The sequence below is a fragment of the Pseudomonas sp. NFR02 genome (assembly GCF_900119375.1).
GTDB lineage: Bacteria > Pseudomonadota > Gammaproteobacteria > Pseudomonadales > Pseudomonadaceae > Aquipseudomonas > Aquipseudomonas paracarnis.
This window is the reverse complement of the sequence record NZ_FPJJ01000007.1, coordinates 230,725-245,869: the sequence shown is the minus strand read 5'-3', so window position 1 is coordinate 245,869 and position 15,145 is coordinate 230,725. Positions and strand designations below refer to the sequence as shown.

General features: G+C 61.0%; 11 protein-coding genes. 10 read left to right on the top strand and 1 reads right to left on the bottom strand.

Annotated elements, in window-relative coordinates; genetic code table 11:
• Nucleotides 1-152: 152 nt before the first annotated feature.
• From BT199_RS21050 to choV, 3 genes are all read left to right on the top strand, one after another.
• Nucleotides 153-1,100 carry a choline ABC transporter substrate-binding protein gene (locus BT199_RS21050; RefSeq protein WP_034128893.1) on the top strand — a complete coding sequence of 316 codons (948 nt, stop codon included), beginning with the start codon at nt 153-155 and terminating at the stop codon, nt 1,098-1,100.
• 69 nt (nt 1,101-1,169) lie between these two features.
• The gene (gene choW / locus BT199_RS21045) at nt 1,170-2,015 is read left to right on the top strand and encodes a choline ABC transporter permease subunit (protein WP_003194913.1); all 846 of its coding nucleotides are present in this window, start codon (nt 1,170-1,172) and stop codon (nt 2,013-2,015) included.
• Complete coding sequence (gene choV / locus BT199_RS21040) at nt 2,012-3,190, top strand: choline ABC transporter ATP-binding protein (RefSeq protein ID WP_014720259.1); 1,179 nt, start codon at nt 2,012-2,014, stop codon at nt 3,188-3,190. The genes choW and choV overlap by 4 nt, the downstream gene beginning before the upstream one ends.
• A gap of 152 nt (nt 3,191-3,342) precedes the next feature.
• Here choV and BT199_RS21035 read toward each other — a convergent pair whose 3' ends face one another.
• The gene (locus BT199_RS21035) at nt 3,343-5,277 is read right to left on the bottom strand and encodes a BCCT family transporter (protein ID WP_224796996.1); all 1,935 of its coding nucleotides are present in this window, start codon (nt 5,275-5,277) and stop codon (nt 3,343-3,345) included.
• A 389-nt stretch (nt 5,278-5,666) separates the two neighbouring features.
• Here BT199_RS21035 and betI point away from each other — a divergent pair, with 389 nt between their 5' ends.
• From betI to mdtD, 7 genes are all read left to right on the top strand, one after another.
• Nucleotides 5,667-6,260, top strand: a complete 594-nt coding sequence (gene betI, locus BT199_RS21030) for a transcriptional regulator BetI (RefSeq protein ID WP_003194919.1) — start codon at nt 5,667-5,669, stop codon at nt 6,258-6,260.
• Nucleotides 6,261-6,370: 110 nt separating this feature from the next.
• Entirely contained in the window at nt 6,371-7,843 is a 1,473-nt protein-coding gene (betB, locus tag BT199_RS21025) for a betaine-aldehyde dehydrogenase (RefSeq protein ID WP_014720261.1), read from the top strand.
• A 154-nt stretch (nt 7,844-7,997) separates the two neighbouring features.
• Complete coding sequence (betA, locus tag BT199_RS21020; RefSeq protein WP_060766815.1) at nt 7,998-9,701, top strand: choline dehydrogenase; 1,704 nt, start codon at nt 7,998-8,000, stop codon at nt 9,699-9,701.
• Nucleotides 9,702-9,920: 219 nt separating this feature from the next.
• Complete coding sequence (locus tag BT199_RS21015; RefSeq protein ID WP_072435401.1) at nt 9,921-11,363, top strand: TldD/PmbA family protein; 1,443 nt, start codon at nt 9,921-9,923, stop codon at nt 11,361-11,363.
• On the top strand, nt 11,363-12,679 hold the full coding sequence (locus tag BT199_RS21010) for a TldD/PmbA family protein (RefSeq protein WP_072435400.1): 1,317 nt from the start codon (nt 11,363-11,365) through the stop codon (nt 12,677-12,679). The genes BT199_RS21015 and BT199_RS21010 overlap by 1 nt, the downstream gene beginning before the upstream one ends.
• A 72-nt stretch (nt 12,680-12,751) precedes the next feature.
• Complete coding sequence (locus tag BT199_RS21005) at nt 12,752-13,642, top strand: alpha/beta fold hydrolase (protein ID WP_014720265.1); 891 nt, start codon at nt 12,752-12,754, stop codon at nt 13,640-13,642.
• Between the two features lie 36 nt (nt 13,643-13,678).
• Nucleotides 13,679-15,106 carry a multidrug transporter subunit MdtD gene (mdtD, locus tag BT199_RS21000; RefSeq protein WP_014720266.1) on the top strand — a complete coding sequence of 476 codons (1,428 nt, stop codon included), beginning with the start codon at nt 13,679-13,681 and terminating at the stop codon, nt 15,104-15,106.
• Nucleotides 15,107-15,145: the final 39 nt, after the last annotated feature.

The following is a 15,145-nucleotide window of genomic DNA, read 5'->3' as shown; positions in this document are numbered from 1 at the left end:
GACGCCCCCTGTAGGCGTCAGATTTTCACTGGTACATGATCAGTCTCGACTCGTTTGCAAGGCACCGCGCCAGAGCTGTTGTCGCACGCTCCAACCGCAACACTTATAAAGCGCGGCGAATGCCGCCAGAAAAGACACAGGAGTCTACCCACATGAAAGGTTCACCCTCGTTGTTGTTGGCCGCCATGCTGAGTCTGCCAGTCGTGGCACACGCCGCAGAACCGGAACAGTGCAAGACCGTCAACTTCTCCGATGTCGGCTGGACCGACATCACCGTCACCACCGCGACCACCAGCGAGATCCTCAAGGGCCTGGGCTACAAGCCGCGCACCACGATGATTTCGGTACCTGTGACTTACAAGTCCCTGGCCGACGGCAAGAACATGGACATTTTCCTCGGCAACTGGATGCCGACCATGGAAAACGACATCAAGCAGTACCGTGATGCCGGCACCGTGGAAACCGTGCGCGCCAACCTGGAGAACGCTAAGTACACCCTGGCGGTCCCAGAGGCGCTGTATGAGAAGGGCCTGAAAGACTTCGCCGACATCGCCAAATTCAAGGATGAGCTGGGCGGCAAGATCTACGGCATCGAGCCGGGCAACGATGGCAACCGCACCATCCAGACACTGATCGACAAAGATGCCTTCGGCCTGAAAACCGCCGGCTTCAAGGTGGTCGAATCCAGCGAAGCCGGCATGCTCTCCCAGGTTGAACGCGCTTCCAAGCGCAACCAGGCCATCGTGTTCCTCGGCTGGGAACCGCACCCGATGAACACCCGCTTCAAGATGAAGTACCTGACCGGTGGTGACGACTCGTTCGGCCCCAATTACGGCCAGGCCACCATCTACACCAACACCCGCAAAGGCTACACCCAGGAATGCAGCAACGTCGGCCAGTTGCTGAAAAACCTGGTGTTCACCCTCGACATGGAAAGCACCCTGATGGGGAACGTCCTGGACGACAAGATGAAGGCCGACGCTGCCGCCAAGGCCTGGTTGCAGAAGAACCCGCAAGTGCTCGACACCTGGCTCGCCGGTGTCACCACCGTTGATGGCAAACCAGGGCTCGATGCCGTTAAAGCTTACCTCGCCAAATAGCACCCGCTGACCCCAGGCCGGTGCGCTGGCCTGGGATGTTTTCCCCTTCGCATGTGGACATTCACTACCATGCTGACTGAACAGAAAATCCCACTAGGCCAGTACATCGCTGCCTTCGTCGACTGGTTGACCCAACACGGTGCCAACTACTTCGACGCAATCGCATCGACACTGGAAACGATGATCCACGGCGTGACGTTTGCGCTGACCTGGTTCAATCCACTGGCATTGATCGGTCTGATTGCGCTGCTGGCTCACTTTATTCAACGTAAATGGGGACTGACTGTTTTTGTCATCGCCTCCTTCCTGCTGATCCTCAACCTGGGGTACTGGCAGGAAACCATGGAAACCCTCGCACAGGTGCTGTTCGCCACCCTGGTCTGCGTGGTCATCGGTGTGCCGCTGGGCATTGTTGCCGCGCATAAACCAATGTTCTACACCATGATGCGGCCGGTACTCGATCTGATGCAGACCGTGCCGACCTTCGTCTACCTCATCCCTACCCTGACCCTCTTCGGGCTGGGTGTGGTGCCTGGGTTGATTTCCACGGTGGTGTTCGCGATTGCCGCGCCGATCCGCCTGACCTACCTGGGTATCCGCGACGTCCCGCAAGAATTGATGGACGCCGGCAAGGCCTTTGGCTGCTCGCGCCGCCAGTTGCTCTCGCGCATTGAACTGCCCCACGCCATGCCGAGCATCGCCGCCGGCATTACCCAATGCATCATGCTGTCGTTGTCGATGGTGGTGATCGCGGCCCTGGTAGGCGCCGACGGCCTCGGCAAGCCGGTGGTCAACGCACTCAACACCGCCGATATTGCCCTGGGCTTCGAAGCGGGCCTGGCCATTGTGTTGCTCGCCATCATGCTCGACCGTATCTGCAAACAACCCGACGCTAAAGTAGGGGGTGATGCATGAGCATTATCCGATTCGACAAAGTCGACGTGATCTTTTCCAAAGACCCACGCGAAGCGCTCAAGCTGCTGGACCAGGGCATGAGCCGTAACGAAATCCTGAAGAAGACCGGGCAGATCGTCGGCGTCGAGAACGCCAGCCTGGATATCGAGAAAGGCGAGATCTGTGTGCTGATGGGCCTCTCGGGCTCAGGCAAATCCAGTTTGCTGCGCTGCATCAACGGCCTCAATACCGTCAGCCGTGGCCAGCTGTTTGTGGAGCATGAAGGGCGTCAGATCGACATCGCCTCCTGCACCCCCGCCGAGCTGAAAATGATGCGCACCAAACGCATCGCCATGGTGTTCCAGAAGTTCGCCCTGATGCCTTGGTTGACGGTGCGCGAGAACATCAGCTTCGGCCTGGAAATGCAGGGCCGACCGGAGAAAGAACGGCGCACGCTGGTGGACGAGAAACTCGAACTGGTGGGCCTGAGCCAATGGCGCAACAAGAAGCCCGACGAGTTGTCCGGCGGCATGCAGCAGCGCGTCGGCCTGGCCCGCGCCCTGGCGATGGACGCCGATATCCTGCTGATGGACGAACCCTTCTCGGCCCTCGACCCGCTGATCCGCCAAGGCTTGCAAGATGAACTGCTGGAACTGCAACGCAAGTTGAGCAAGACCATCGTGTTCGTCAGCCACGACCTGGATGAAGCGCTGAAACTGGGCAGCCGTATCGCGATCATGAAAGACGGCAAGATCATCCAGTACAGCGTGCCGGAAGAAATCGTACTGAACCCGGCGGACGACTATGTGCGCACCTTCGTCGCGCATACCAACCCGCTGAACGTGCTGTGCGGACGCAGCCTGATGCGCACGCTGGACAACTGCAAGCGCGTGAACGGTTCGGTGTGTCTTGATCCGGGTGGCGACTCCTGGCTGGACCTGGCCGAAGGCAACACCATCCAGGGCGCACGCCAGAATGGCGTGGCGATGAACCTGCAAAACTGGGCGCCAGGGCAGGCCGTGGAAGGCTTGGGCCGCGTACCGACGCTGGTGGACTCGAACATCGGTATGCGCGATGCACTGCAGATTCGCTACCAGACAGGCAACAAGCTGGTGCTGCACGACAACAACAAGGTGGTGGGGATACTGGGGGACAGTGAGCTCTACCATGCCCTGCTGGGCAAGAACCTGGGTTGACTGCTAAAGGAATGCGGACAATGTGGGAGCTGGCTTGCCTGCGATAGCTATGTTGGATTCACCCTTGCTATCGCAGGCAAGCCAGCTCCCACATTCGACCGCATTCAATGCTTGCAACAGCGGCGCCAGTGAGGGCGCCGCCAGCTCAACTATCAGCTATAGACCCGGCCAAGGAGCTGCCGATGGCTTTCAAACTGATCGAGCACATCCCGGGTGATCTGTTCCTGGGTGAAGCCCATCAGGTCATACTCCTGCGGCCCGTTGTGCAGGTACACCTCGGCACGGTAGTAACGGGTGCGCTCTTCTTCAGGCAGGTCAGCCGGCGCCGCCGAGTAGCCATCCAGGCTCACTTCGTAGACAAACGGGTTACCCTCGTCCATCTCGATCCGCACGCCGATGCAGCGTTTGGATTTGCCCAGCAGGGTCTGCACTTCCAGGCCCTGATCACGCAACGCACTCGCGGCCTCTTCCAACGCCGGCGTTACGTGCTTGTCCATAAAGCGCTGCACGGTGGCCTGGCTCGGTTGCAGGTCCAGGGCGCTCAAGCGCTCGCTGAAACCACGACGCCCGCGTTCAGCCAATTGCGCCTGCTCCTGTTCGATGGCCACGTCCTGGCGCATGGCCTTGTGCAAACCGAACATAAAGAACACCAGCACCACCGAGAACGGCAGCCCCGCCAGCACCACCATGGTTTGCATGGCTTCGAAGTTACCGGCAAACAGCAGACCGATGGTCACCAGGGTGATCACCGCCGACCAGAAGATACGCAACCAGTGCGGCGCATCTTCATCCACGTTGCCGCCCTTGCAGGACAGGTTGGCCATCATCACCGCGCCGGAATCCGCCGGGGTCAGGAACAGCACAAAGCCCACGAAGATCGACACGCCGATCACCACTTTCGACGCCGGGTAATGCTCAAGCAGTTGGTAGATGGCCATGGACGGTTGTTCCAGCGCCGTCTTGCCCAACTCCACCGCCCCGTGGTTCAGCACCAGGTCCAGGGCCGAGTTGCCGAAGATCGACAGCCACGCCAGGGTAAAGCCCAGCGGAATCAGCAATACGCCAGCCACCAGTTCGCGCACGGTGCGACCACGGGAAATACGCGCGATGAACATGCCCACAAATGGCGCCCAGGAAATCCACCAGGCCCAGTAGAACAGAGTCCACAGACCCATCCAGCGTTCAGTCTTGGCACCGTCGCCTTCGTACACATACAGGTCGAAGGTTTTCAGCACGATACCGTTGAGGTAATCACCGGTGTTCTGCACCAGGCCATTGAGCAGGTGCAAGGTAGGGCCGAACAACAGCACGAAGATCAGCAAACCGCTGAACAGCACGATGTTGAGGTTGGACAGGCGGCGAATACCGTTTTCCACACCCGACACGGCGGCGATGGTCGCCACGGTGCTCATCACGATGATCACGATCAGCAAATTGGTATTGCTGTGCTCCATGCCGAACAGGTTTTCCAGCCCCGACGACACTTGCATCGAGCCGATCCCCAGGTTGGTCACCAGCCCCAGCAGGGTCACGAACATGCCGAAACCGTCTACCGCGTGGCCGGCCGCGCCCTTCACCCAACGCTCGCCCACCAGCGGGTACAGCGCCGAACGCAGTGCCAGCGGTTGGTTGTGACGGTACGCAAAGTACGCCACGGCCAGGCCGACCAGCGCATAGATCGCCCAGCCGTGCAGGCCCCAGTGCAGGAAGGTCAGTTGCAGCGCCTGGCGTGCCGCGCCATTGCTGGCGGCAGCGCCTTCGGGCGGGTTGAAGTAGTGGTCCAACGGCTCGGACGCACCGAAATACAACAGCGAGATGCCGATACCGGACGAGAACAACATGCCGGCCCAGGCGCCATAGCTGAAGTCTGGGGTATCGTCCTTCGCACCCAGCTTAAGTTTCCCATAGGACGAAAACGCCAGGCCGACCACAAACACCAGGTAGGCGGCGATGACCACCATGTAGTACCAGCCAAAGCTTTTCGACAGCCAGGCCTGTGCGACACCGAGCAGGCGCCCGGCCTCCTGCGGGGCGACGATCAGAATGGCGGTCAACAACAAAATCAGCGCGGTGGAGGTGTAGAACACCCAACCGTTGACCCGGACCTTTTCCGGTGGGGTCTTTATAAGAGAGGCAGAACTCATGGCGCAGATGCTCCAGGCAGTGCGAGAGAGAAACACAAGGCAACGGTTATCCCGGGACATCGATTTTTCGGCAGTCGACGGACGGGTGTTATAAAGACACCCCAAAATTCTTGAGCCCGCCTAAGCGGTGATCAGGCTCTGAAGTGGCCTGTTTCAAGGGTTTTTGCAGGTGTCGAAGGTTGCGGCTCGCAGGTAGGAAACATCTGTAGGCAGCGACCATTTGTCGCAGATCTTATTCTTTGTTGATTGAACGTTCAATCAAAACAAAATAGACTGGCCCTCAAGCCGACGGACGTGGATCGCCCATCGGCAGGCCTAAGGAGAGGTGCTACATGCCCAAGGTCGGTATGCAACCCATACGCCGCCAGCAGTTGATCGAAGCCACGTTGACGGCCATCGATCGGGTCGGGATGGGAGATGCCAGCATTGCGCTGATCGCTCGTCTGGCCGGCGTCTCGAACGGCATCATCAGCCACTACTTTCAGGACAAGAACGGCCTGATCGCAGCGACGATGCGCTACCTGATGAATGCGTTGATCGAGAACGTGCAAGAGCGCAGGCGTGCCTTGAAGGATGACAGCCCACGGGCGCACCTTCAGGTGATCATCGAAGGCAACTTCGACGCCAGCCAGGTCAACGGCCCGGCAATGAAAACCTGGCTGGCCTTCTGGGCCACCAGCATGCACCACCCGTCATTGCACAGGTTGCAGCGGATCAACGATCAACGTCTGTATTCCAACCTGTGCTGCCAGTTCCGCCGAGTGCTGCCGCTGCCGCACGCACGCAAAGCAGCCCGAGGCCTGGCGGCCCTGATCGACGGTTTGTGGTTGCGCGGCGCCCTGTCGGGAGACGCTTTCGACACGGAGCAGGCGCAACGGATCGCTTACGAATACATGGATTTCCAATTGGCCAAGCAGGTGAGTTAGAGCACACATAACCGCTCAACCCCTGAACGTCCGCCGCTCAGTGTTGCCACACCCCCATGGCCCACTGTTCGGCGGGTAACGCCAACCACTTATGCACTTGCGAGGACTTTATGGCCCGTTTCGACCTGCAAAAACTCTACATTGACGGCGGCTACAGCGACGCTGGCAGCGATGCCACCTTCGAAGCCATCAACCCGGCTAACGGTGAAGTTCTCGCCCAAGTGCAACGCGCCACCAAAGATGACGTTGAACGTGCCGTGGTCAGCGCTGAAAAAGGCCAGAAAATCTGGGCCGCCATGACCGCCATGGAGCGCTCGCGCATCCTGCGTCGTGCCGTGGACATCCTGCGCGAGCGCAACGATGAACTGGCTGCCCTGGAAACCCTGGACACCGGTAAAGCCTTCTCCGAAACCAAGTACGTCGACATCGTCACTGGCGCTGACGTGCTGGAATACTACGCCGGCCTGGTACCTGCCATCGAAGGCGAGCAGATCCCACTGCGCGACACCTCGTTTGTCTACACCCGCCGCGAGCCATTGGGCGTGGTTGCCGGTATTGGCGCGTGGAACTACCCGATCCAGATCGCCCTGTGGAAATCCGCACCGGCCCTGGCCGCCGGTAACGCGATGATCTTCAAGCCAAGCGAAGTCACCTCGCTGACCACTCTGAAACTGGCCGAGATCTACACCGAGGCTGGCGTTCCAGCGGGCGTGTTCAACGTACTGACCGGCAGCGGCCGTGAAGTCGGCACCTGGCTGACCGAGCACCCGCGCATCGAAAAAGTCTCCTTCACCGGCGGCACCGACACCGGCAAGAAAGTCATGGCCAGCGCGTCGAGCTCCTCGCTCAAGGACGTGACCATGGAGCTGGGCGGCAAGTCCCCGCTGATCATTTTCGACGACGCCGACCTCGACCGCGCCGCCGACACCGCCATGATGGCCAACTTCTACAGCTCCGGTCAGGTCTGCACCAACGGCACCCGCGTGTTCGTGCCCAAGCACCTGCAAGCCGCGTTCGAAGCCAAGATCGTTGAGCGTGTTGCGCGTATTCGCATCGGCAACCCGGAAGACGAAAACACCAACTTCGGCCCGCTGGTCAGCTTCGCCCACATGGAAAGCGTGCTGGGCTACATCGCCAAAGGCAAAGAGCAAGGCGCACGCCTGCTGTGCGGCGGCGACCGCCTCACCGAAGGCGACTTCGCCAAAGGCGCCTTCGTGGCTCCGACCGTGTTCACCGACTGCACCGATGACATGGTGATCGTGCGTGAAGAAATCTTCGGCCCGGTGATGAGCATCCTCACCTACGAAACCGAAGAAGAAGTGATCCGCCGCGCCAACGACACCGACTTCGGCCTGGCCGCTGGCCTGGTCACCAAGGACCTGAACCGCGCCCACCGCGTGATTCATCAACTGGAAGCCGGTATCTGCTGGATCAACGCCTGGGGCGAGTCCGACGCGAAGATGCCGGTTGGCGGCTACAAGCAGTCGGGCGTGGGCCGTGAGAACGGCATCAGCTCGCTGAACAACTTCACCCGCATCAAATCGGTACAGGTTGAATTGGGCGATTACGCCTCGGTGTTCTAACACCCGAGCCTTGTATTGCCCGTGAGGCCATCGCGGGCAAGCCCGGCTCCCACATTTGTTCTGTGTGAACCCGATCAAATGTGGGAGCTGGTTTGCCTGCGATCGAGTGCGAAGCACTCGCCAGACCTGACCACACTTCAAAGAGGGTACATTCATGTCCCAAGAATACGATTACATCATTGTGGGTGCCGGCTCTGCCGGTAACACCCTGGCGACCCGTCTGACCGAAGACGAAGGCGTCACCGTTTTGCTGCTGGAAGCCGGTGGCCCCGACTACCGCCTCGACTTCCGCACCCAGATGCCAGCCGCCCTGGCCTTCCCGCTGCAAGGCCGCCGCTACAACTGGGCTTACGAAACCGATCCAGAGCCACACATGGACGGCCGCCGGATGGAATGCGGGCGCGGCAAGGGCCTGGGTGGCTCTTCCCTGATCAACGGCATGTGCTACATCCGCGGCAACGCCATGGACTATGACAATTGGTCGAAGCTGCCGGGCCTGGAAGACTGGACCTACCTGGACTGCCTGCCGTATTTCCGCAAAGCCGAAACCCGCGACATCGGCCCCAACGATTGGCACGGTGGCGACGGCCCGGTCAGCGTGACCACGCCGAAAGCGGGCAACAACCCGCTGTTCCACGCCATGGTTGAAGCCGGCGTACAGGCCGGTTACCCACGTACCGAAGACTTGAACGGCTACCAGCAAGAAGGCTTCGGCCCGATGGACCGTACCGTTACGCCGAACGGCCGTCGCGCCAGCACCGCACGCGGTTACCTGGACACGGCTAAAAAGCGTTCGACCCTGACCATCGTCACCCATGCCCTCACCGACAAAGTGTTGTTCGAAGGCAAGCGTGCGGTCGGTGTGCGTTACCTGATCGGCGCCGCCGAAGAGCGTGTTGAAGCCCGTGCGCGCAAAGAAGTGCTGGTGTGCAGCGGCGCAATCGCTTCGCCGCAACTGCTGCAACGCTCCGGTGTCGGCCCGGCCAAACTGCTGGAAAGCCTCGATATCCCGGTGGTCCACGACCTGCCGGGCGTGGGTGAAAACCTGCAGGACCACCTTGAGCTGTACCTGCAATACGCGTGCACCCAGCCAGTGTCGCTGTACCCGTCGCTGCTCTGGTACAACCAGCCGGCAATTGGTGCCGAATGGCTGTTCAACGGCACCGGCATCGGCGCCAGCAACCAGTTCGAAGCGGGCGGTTTCATTCGTACCCGCGAAGAGTTCGAGTGGCCGAACATCCAGTACCACTTCCTGCCGGTGGCGATTAACTACAACGGCAGCAACGGTGTGAAAGAGCACGGTTTCCAGGCGCACATGGGCTCCATGCGTTCGCCAAGCCGTGGCCGTATCCAGCTGAAGTCGAAGAACCCACGGGACTACCCGAGCATCCTCTTCAACTACATGGCCACCGAGCAGGACTGGCAGGAGTTCCGCGACGGCATCCGCCTGACCCGTGAAATCATGCAGCAGCCGGCACTGGACCCGTACCGTGGCCGCGAAATCAGCCCGGGTATCGAAGTGCAAACCGATGAGCAGTTGGACAAGTTCATCCGCGAGCACGCCGAGACCGCGTTCCACCCGTCCTGCTCGTGCAAGATGGGCACCGACGAGATGGCCGTAGTCGATGGCGAAGGCCGCGTACATGGTATGCAGGGCTTGCGGGTGGTCGATGCCTCGATCATGCCGATCATCACCACCGGCAACCTGAACGCGCCAACGATCATGATCGCCGAGAAAATCGCCGACAAGATCCGTGGCCGCCAGCCACTGCCGCGCAGCACTGCGGATTACTACGTGGCAGGCGATGCGCCGGTGCGTGGCAAGCCGTTGCGTGAAGTAGGGCCATTGGCGCAGTAACCGAAACACCCCAGTGATTGATCGTTCCCACGCTCCGCGTGGGAACGCATCCTGTGATGCTCTGCGTCACGCCCTTCAAGAGCGGACGCAGAGCGTCCAGGGTGGCATTCCCACGCAGAGCGTGGGAACGATCACACAACAAAACCTCCCTTGATCAGCTCCTCGCCCAGGCCTACTCTGTTTGCCTGCCCGCGCCGAGCCGCCCACAAGGAAGGCCCTATGTTCGAACACCACGCCACGCTCAAGAAACACTTCGGTGCCCTGCGCACCACCGCCGAATTTTTCTCCCTGCGCTACGTGCGCGAATCCGGCCAGTACCTGTCGGTACGCAAGAACATCGCCGAGCCGCCTCACCTGGGCCATGATGAAGGCGCCATGCTCACCGTGCGTCTCAACGGCGTGGAAGCCTACGCCGCGACCAACGATATTTCCCTTGCCGGTCTGCAGGCCGCCCTTGAGCGCGCTGAACAACAAGCCCGGCTTATCAAGCCCCACGCCCTGCTCGACCTGCACCAGCAACCGGTGTCCAGCGACGTCGCCGACTACCTGTCGCCCGACCTCGACCAGCCCTTCCCGTCCCTGAGCGACTGCTACCAATTGCTCGGCGATGAGTCCGCCGCCGTGCCCGAGGATGAGCGCCTGGCGAGCTGGGAAGTCAGCCTGGGGACCACGCGGGTTGAACAGATCTACCTCAACAGCGCCGGCGCCCAATTGCGTCAGGCCCAGCGCTTTGTCTTTCCGGGCCTGAGTGTGACCGCCTTCGACGGCAACGACAGCCAGACCCGTACCCTGGGCGGTACCAACTTCGGCCAGCAAGGCAGTGCCGGGGTGATCCAGCATTTTGGCCTGGTGGGCGCCGCCCGCAAGGTGGCCGACGAAGCCCTGCAATTGCTGCTCGCACCGAATACGCCCCACGGCCCGCGTGACCTGCTGCTGATGCCCGACCAGATGATCCTGCAGATCCACGAGTCCATCGGCCATCCGCTGGAGCTGGATCGCATCCTCGGTGACGAGCGCAATTACGCCGGCACCAGTTTTGTGAAAGCCAGCGATTTCGGCCACCTGCAATATGGCTCGCCGCTGCTCAACGTCACCTTCGACCCGGACATCCCCGAACAGCTTGCCAGCTACGCTCATGACGACGACGGCACGCCTGCCAGCAAGCAATTTCTGATTCGCGAGGGCCTGCTGCTCAAGCCCTTGGGCGGGGCCTTATCGCAATTTCGCGCCAACCTGCCAGGCGTCGCCAACAGCCGCGCTTGCGGCTGGAACCGTGCACCCATCGACCGCATGGCCAACCTGAATATCGAGCCTGGGGATAAAAGCCTCGCGCAACTGGTGGGCGGCATTGAGAGCGGCATCCTGATGTCGACCAACCGTTCGTGGTCCATCGACGATGCGCGCAACAAGTTCCAGTTCGGCTGCGAGTGGGGCCAGTTGATCGAAAACGGCGAGCTCAAGGGCGTGGTGAAGAACCCCAACTACCGGGCGATTTCCGCGCAGTTCTGGCGCAAGCTCAGCGCGGTGGGCGACGCCAGCACCTTCAAGGTCTTGGGCACGCCGAACTGCGGCAAGGGCGAACCCAACCAGGTGATCCGTGTCGGCCATGCGTCGCCGGCCTGTGTATTCAGCAATGTGGATGTATTTGGGGGGGATGCCTGATGAACCATTTCAAGGCACTGGTGGACTGGCTCAAGCAGGCGGTCACCGATCAAGAACACTTTCAACTCGGCTACGCGGATGAGGCGTCCGAGTTCGTGCGCTTCAACCACGCGCAGGTACGCCAGGCCGGGCAGGTACAGCAGGCCAGCCTGAACCTCAAACTGATCAACGATGGGCGCCACGCCGACCTGGGCATCACCCTGTCGGGCGAGGCGCAGCTGGATCGCCAGCGCCTCGCCGATGGCCTGCAACAACTGCGCGAAACCTTGCCGCTGTTGCCGCCTGACCCGTACCTGCTGCTGAACCCCGACGCCTGGCACAACCATAACGAACAGCTGCGCCCGCTGCCGGAACTGGCACAAGTGCTGGACGATATCAGCCGGGCCGCCGATGGCGTGGACCTGGTTGGCTTCTACGCCGCCGGCCCGATCAGCCGCGGCTTCGCCAGCTCATCGGGGGCGTTCGGCTGGCACCGGGCTAACAGCTTCAATTTCGACTTCAGCCTGTTCCACGCCAATGGCGAAGCGGTAAAAGCCAGCTACGCCGGGCACACCTGGAACAGCGCCGAATTCGCCGCCCGTTTCCAACAGGCCCGTGAGCAACTGGCGTTTCTCGGTCGCCCGCTACACACCCTGGCACCCGGCCAATACCGCGCCTACCTTGCGCCGGCAGCGCTGGAAGAAATCATCAGCATCATCACCTGGGGTGGTTTTTCGGCCCAGGCCATCGCGAGCAAAGGCAGTTCGTTGCAACGCCTGTACGCGGGTGATCAGTCACTGAGCCCGCTGGTGACGGTGGATGAGCAGATCAGCGGCTCCCTGAGCCAGGCGTTTTCCACTGAAGGCTACCCGCGCAAGGATGTCACCCTGATCAACGCAGGCAAGGCCGAGGGCCAGTTGATCAACTCTCGCAGCGCCGCCGAATACGGTTTGAGCACCAACGGCGCCAGCAGCGACGAGTCGCCCAGCGCCTTGCAAATGGCCGCAGGCAACCTGGCCCAGGCCGATATTCTCAAGCAGTTGGGCACAGGGCTGTATATCAGCAACCTCTGGTACCTGAACTACTCCGACCTGCCGGCAGCGCGCCTGACTGGCATGACGCGCTTCGCGACCTTCTGGGTGGAGAATGGCGAAATCAAGGCACCGGTCAGCACCATGCGCTTTGATGACAGTGTTTACAGCCTGCTTGGCTCACAGCTTGAAGCGTTGACCACTGATCGAGAACTGCTGCTGTCGCCCAGTACCTACAGCCAGCGTAATACTGCCTCCAATCTATTGCCGGGAGCCTTGATCAAGCGTTTGACCCTGACCTTATAAATCTTGCCACCCGCCCACGTGCCTGCACGTGATGCATGACCTTGCCTGGACTGGGCAAGCTGGAGTCTTGAGATGAACCATGGAAGTTTCGTCATAGAAAAACTGTTCAAGCAATACAACGTTCACGTGGAGCAACTGGGTAACGACCCACATAGAAAAACCGTACTGATGGTCAATGGCGCGTTATCCACCACGCGCTCCTTTGCCCGTACCAGCAAATGCCTGGCCGAGCACTTCAATGTGCTGCTGTTCGACTTGCCCTTCTCTGGCTTGTCACGCGAGCACAACACCGAACTCGACCTGGTCACCAAGGACGACGAGGTGCAAATCCTGCGTGCCTTGGTGGATCGCTTTGAGGTCAACCATCTAGTCTCGGCCTCCTGGGGCGGCATCTCCACGCTGTTGACCCTGGCGCATAACCCGCCCTCCATCGAAAGCTCGGTGGTGATGGCGCTGGCGCCCAACCTCAACCAGGCGATGCTGGAGTATGTCGAGCGTGTGCGTGTGCTGATCGAGGCCGATGACAAGTCGGCGGTCGGCCATCTGCTCAACGAAACGGTTGGCAAATACCTGTCGCCGCGCCTCAAGCGCAACAACCATCGGCACCTGTCGACCATGGCCACCACCGAGTACCGCCAGGCGCGCTTTCATATCCATCAAGTGTTGGCCTTGGGTGATGGCAATTACCTGCCGGCGCTCAAGCAGATTGAAACACCGGTGCACTTTCTCAACGGCGCACTGGACGAATACACGCCGGCTGACGAGGCCCAGCTGTTCAAACACTACGTAGGCCGCAGCAGCTTTGCGGTGGCCGAACACACCGGCCATCTGCTCGACCTGGAGTCCCGCGAATCCGCGCTGGCAGTGCATCGGGCGTTGCTGGATTTCCTGGTGGGCGAACATGTGACATTGTCAGCTATAGACGAACCGCCAGTGGGAAAAGGCGCGACGGATGGCGCATAATCGCCGACACATAGCCTGCTAATTAAAAGGGATCCCATGCCGAATCGTGCCCCTCTCGATGCCAAGACTGCCCGCTGGCTCCCCTGGGTGGTAGCGATTGCCTTCTTCATGCAGTCGCTGGACGGGACGATTCTCAACACCGCGCTACCGGCCATGGCGCAGGACCTCGCGGAAAACCCGCTGCGCATGCAAGGGGTGGTGATCGCCTACATGCTCACCGTTGCCTTGCTGATTCCGGCGTCGGGCTGGATCGCTGACCGCTTTGGCACCAAGAAGATTTTCTTTGGCGCGATCATGCTGTTCAGCATCGGGTCGCTGCTGTGTGCGCTGTCCAGTAGCTTGAGCATGCTGGTGGGCGCACGGGTGATCCAGGGCCTGGGCGGTGCGCTGATGCTGCCGGTCGGGCGGCTGGTGGTACTGCGCGCTTATCCGCGCTCCGAGCTGGTGCGGATCATGGGCTTCATCACCATTCCCGGCCTGCTCGGCCCCTTGCTTGGCCCGACCATGGGCGGCTGGATGGTGCAATACCTGACCTGGCACTGGATCTTCCTGATCAACCTGCCGGTGGGCATGATCGGCTGCTACGCCGTGTGGAAATTCATCCCCGACCTGCGCGGCAGCGAGCGCACGCGCTTCGACGGCCTGGGCTTTCTGCTGTTCGGCGCGGCGATGGTGTTGATCACCATCGCCATGGAAGGCCTGGGCGAACTGCACCTGCCGCATCTGCGCGTGATATTGCTGCTGTTCGGCGGGTTCGCCTGCCTGGCGGCGTACTGGCTGCGCGCCGGGCATATCGATAACCCGCTGTTCTCGCCGGTGCTGTTCAAGACGCGCACCTTTGCCGTGGGGATCCTGGGCAATCTGTTTGCGCGCCTGGGCAGCGGCGCACTGCCCTTCCTGGTGCCGCTGCTGTTGCAAGTGGCGCTGGGCTATTCGCCGTCGGAAGCCGGGATGAGCATGTTGCCGCTGGCGGCGGCGGCGATGTTCGCCAAGTCCATCGCACGCCCGCTTATCGAGCGCCTCGGCTACCGCATCGTCCTGACCGGCAACACCCTGGCCCTGGGCCTGATGCTGGCGAGCATGGGCCTGGTCAGCGAACAAACGCCCTACCCGCTGCTGTTGGCCATGCTGGCGGTACTGGGGGCCATCAACTCCCTGCAATTTACCGCGATGAACACCGTCACCCTGATCGACCTCGACGACGCCCAGGCCAGCAGCGGCAACAGCTTGCTGTCGGTGGTGGCGCAGTTGTCCCTCAGCCTCGGCGTGGCCTGTGCCGGCGCGTTGCTTGGCGGGTTTACTGCCGAGGCCGGCAATGACGGTGTGGAAAGTGTCCTCGGCGCGTTCCAGCTGACCTTCCTCACCGTGGGCATCATGGCGATGCTGGCGGCGGCGATCTTCCTGCAACTGTCGCCTAAAGACGGCAAACGGGTGGTCAGCCGCGAGCACGATATCGAGCACTAACGGGCGTCTCGTCGAGAACTTGCGAGGAAAATCCCACGA

What these genes read in the sequence shown, in the direction of transcription:
- BT199_RS21050 (WP_034128893.1), top strand. Translation starts at nt 153, where the DNA reads ATGAAAGGTTCACCCTCGTTGTTGTTGGCCGCCATGCTGAGTCTGCCA.
- choW (WP_003194913.1), top strand. Translation starts at nt 1,170, where the DNA reads ATGCTGACTGAACAGAAAATCCCACTAGGCCAGTACATCGCTGCCTTC.
- choV (WP_014720259.1), top strand. Translation starts at nt 2,012, where the DNA reads ATGAGCATTATCCGATTCGACAAAGTCGACGTGATCTTTTCCAAAGAC.
- betI (WP_003194919.1), top strand. Translation starts at nt 5,667, where the DNA reads ATGCCCAAGGTCGGTATGCAACCCATACGCCGCCAGCAGTTGATCGAA.
- betB (WP_014720261.1), top strand. Translation starts at nt 6,371, where the DNA reads ATGGCCCGTTTCGACCTGCAAAAACTCTACATTGACGGCGGCTACAGC.
- betA (WP_060766815.1), top strand. Translation starts at nt 7,998, where the DNA reads ATGTCCCAAGAATACGATTACATCATTGTGGGTGCCGGCTCTGCCGGT.
- BT199_RS21015 (WP_072435401.1), top strand. Translation starts at nt 9,921, where the DNA reads ATGTTCGAACACCACGCCACGCTCAAGAAACACTTCGGTGCCCTGCGC.
- BT199_RS21010 (WP_072435400.1), top strand. Translation starts at nt 11,363, where the DNA reads ATGAACCATTTCAAGGCACTGGTGGACTGGCTCAAGCAGGCGGTCACC.
- BT199_RS21005 (WP_014720265.1), top strand. Translation starts at nt 12,752, where the DNA reads ATGAACCATGGAAGTTTCGTCATAGAAAAACTGTTCAAGCAATACAAC.
- mdtD (WP_014720266.1), top strand. Translation starts at nt 13,679, where the DNA reads ATGCCGAATCGTGCCCCTCTCGATGCCAAGACTGCCCGCTGGCTCCCC.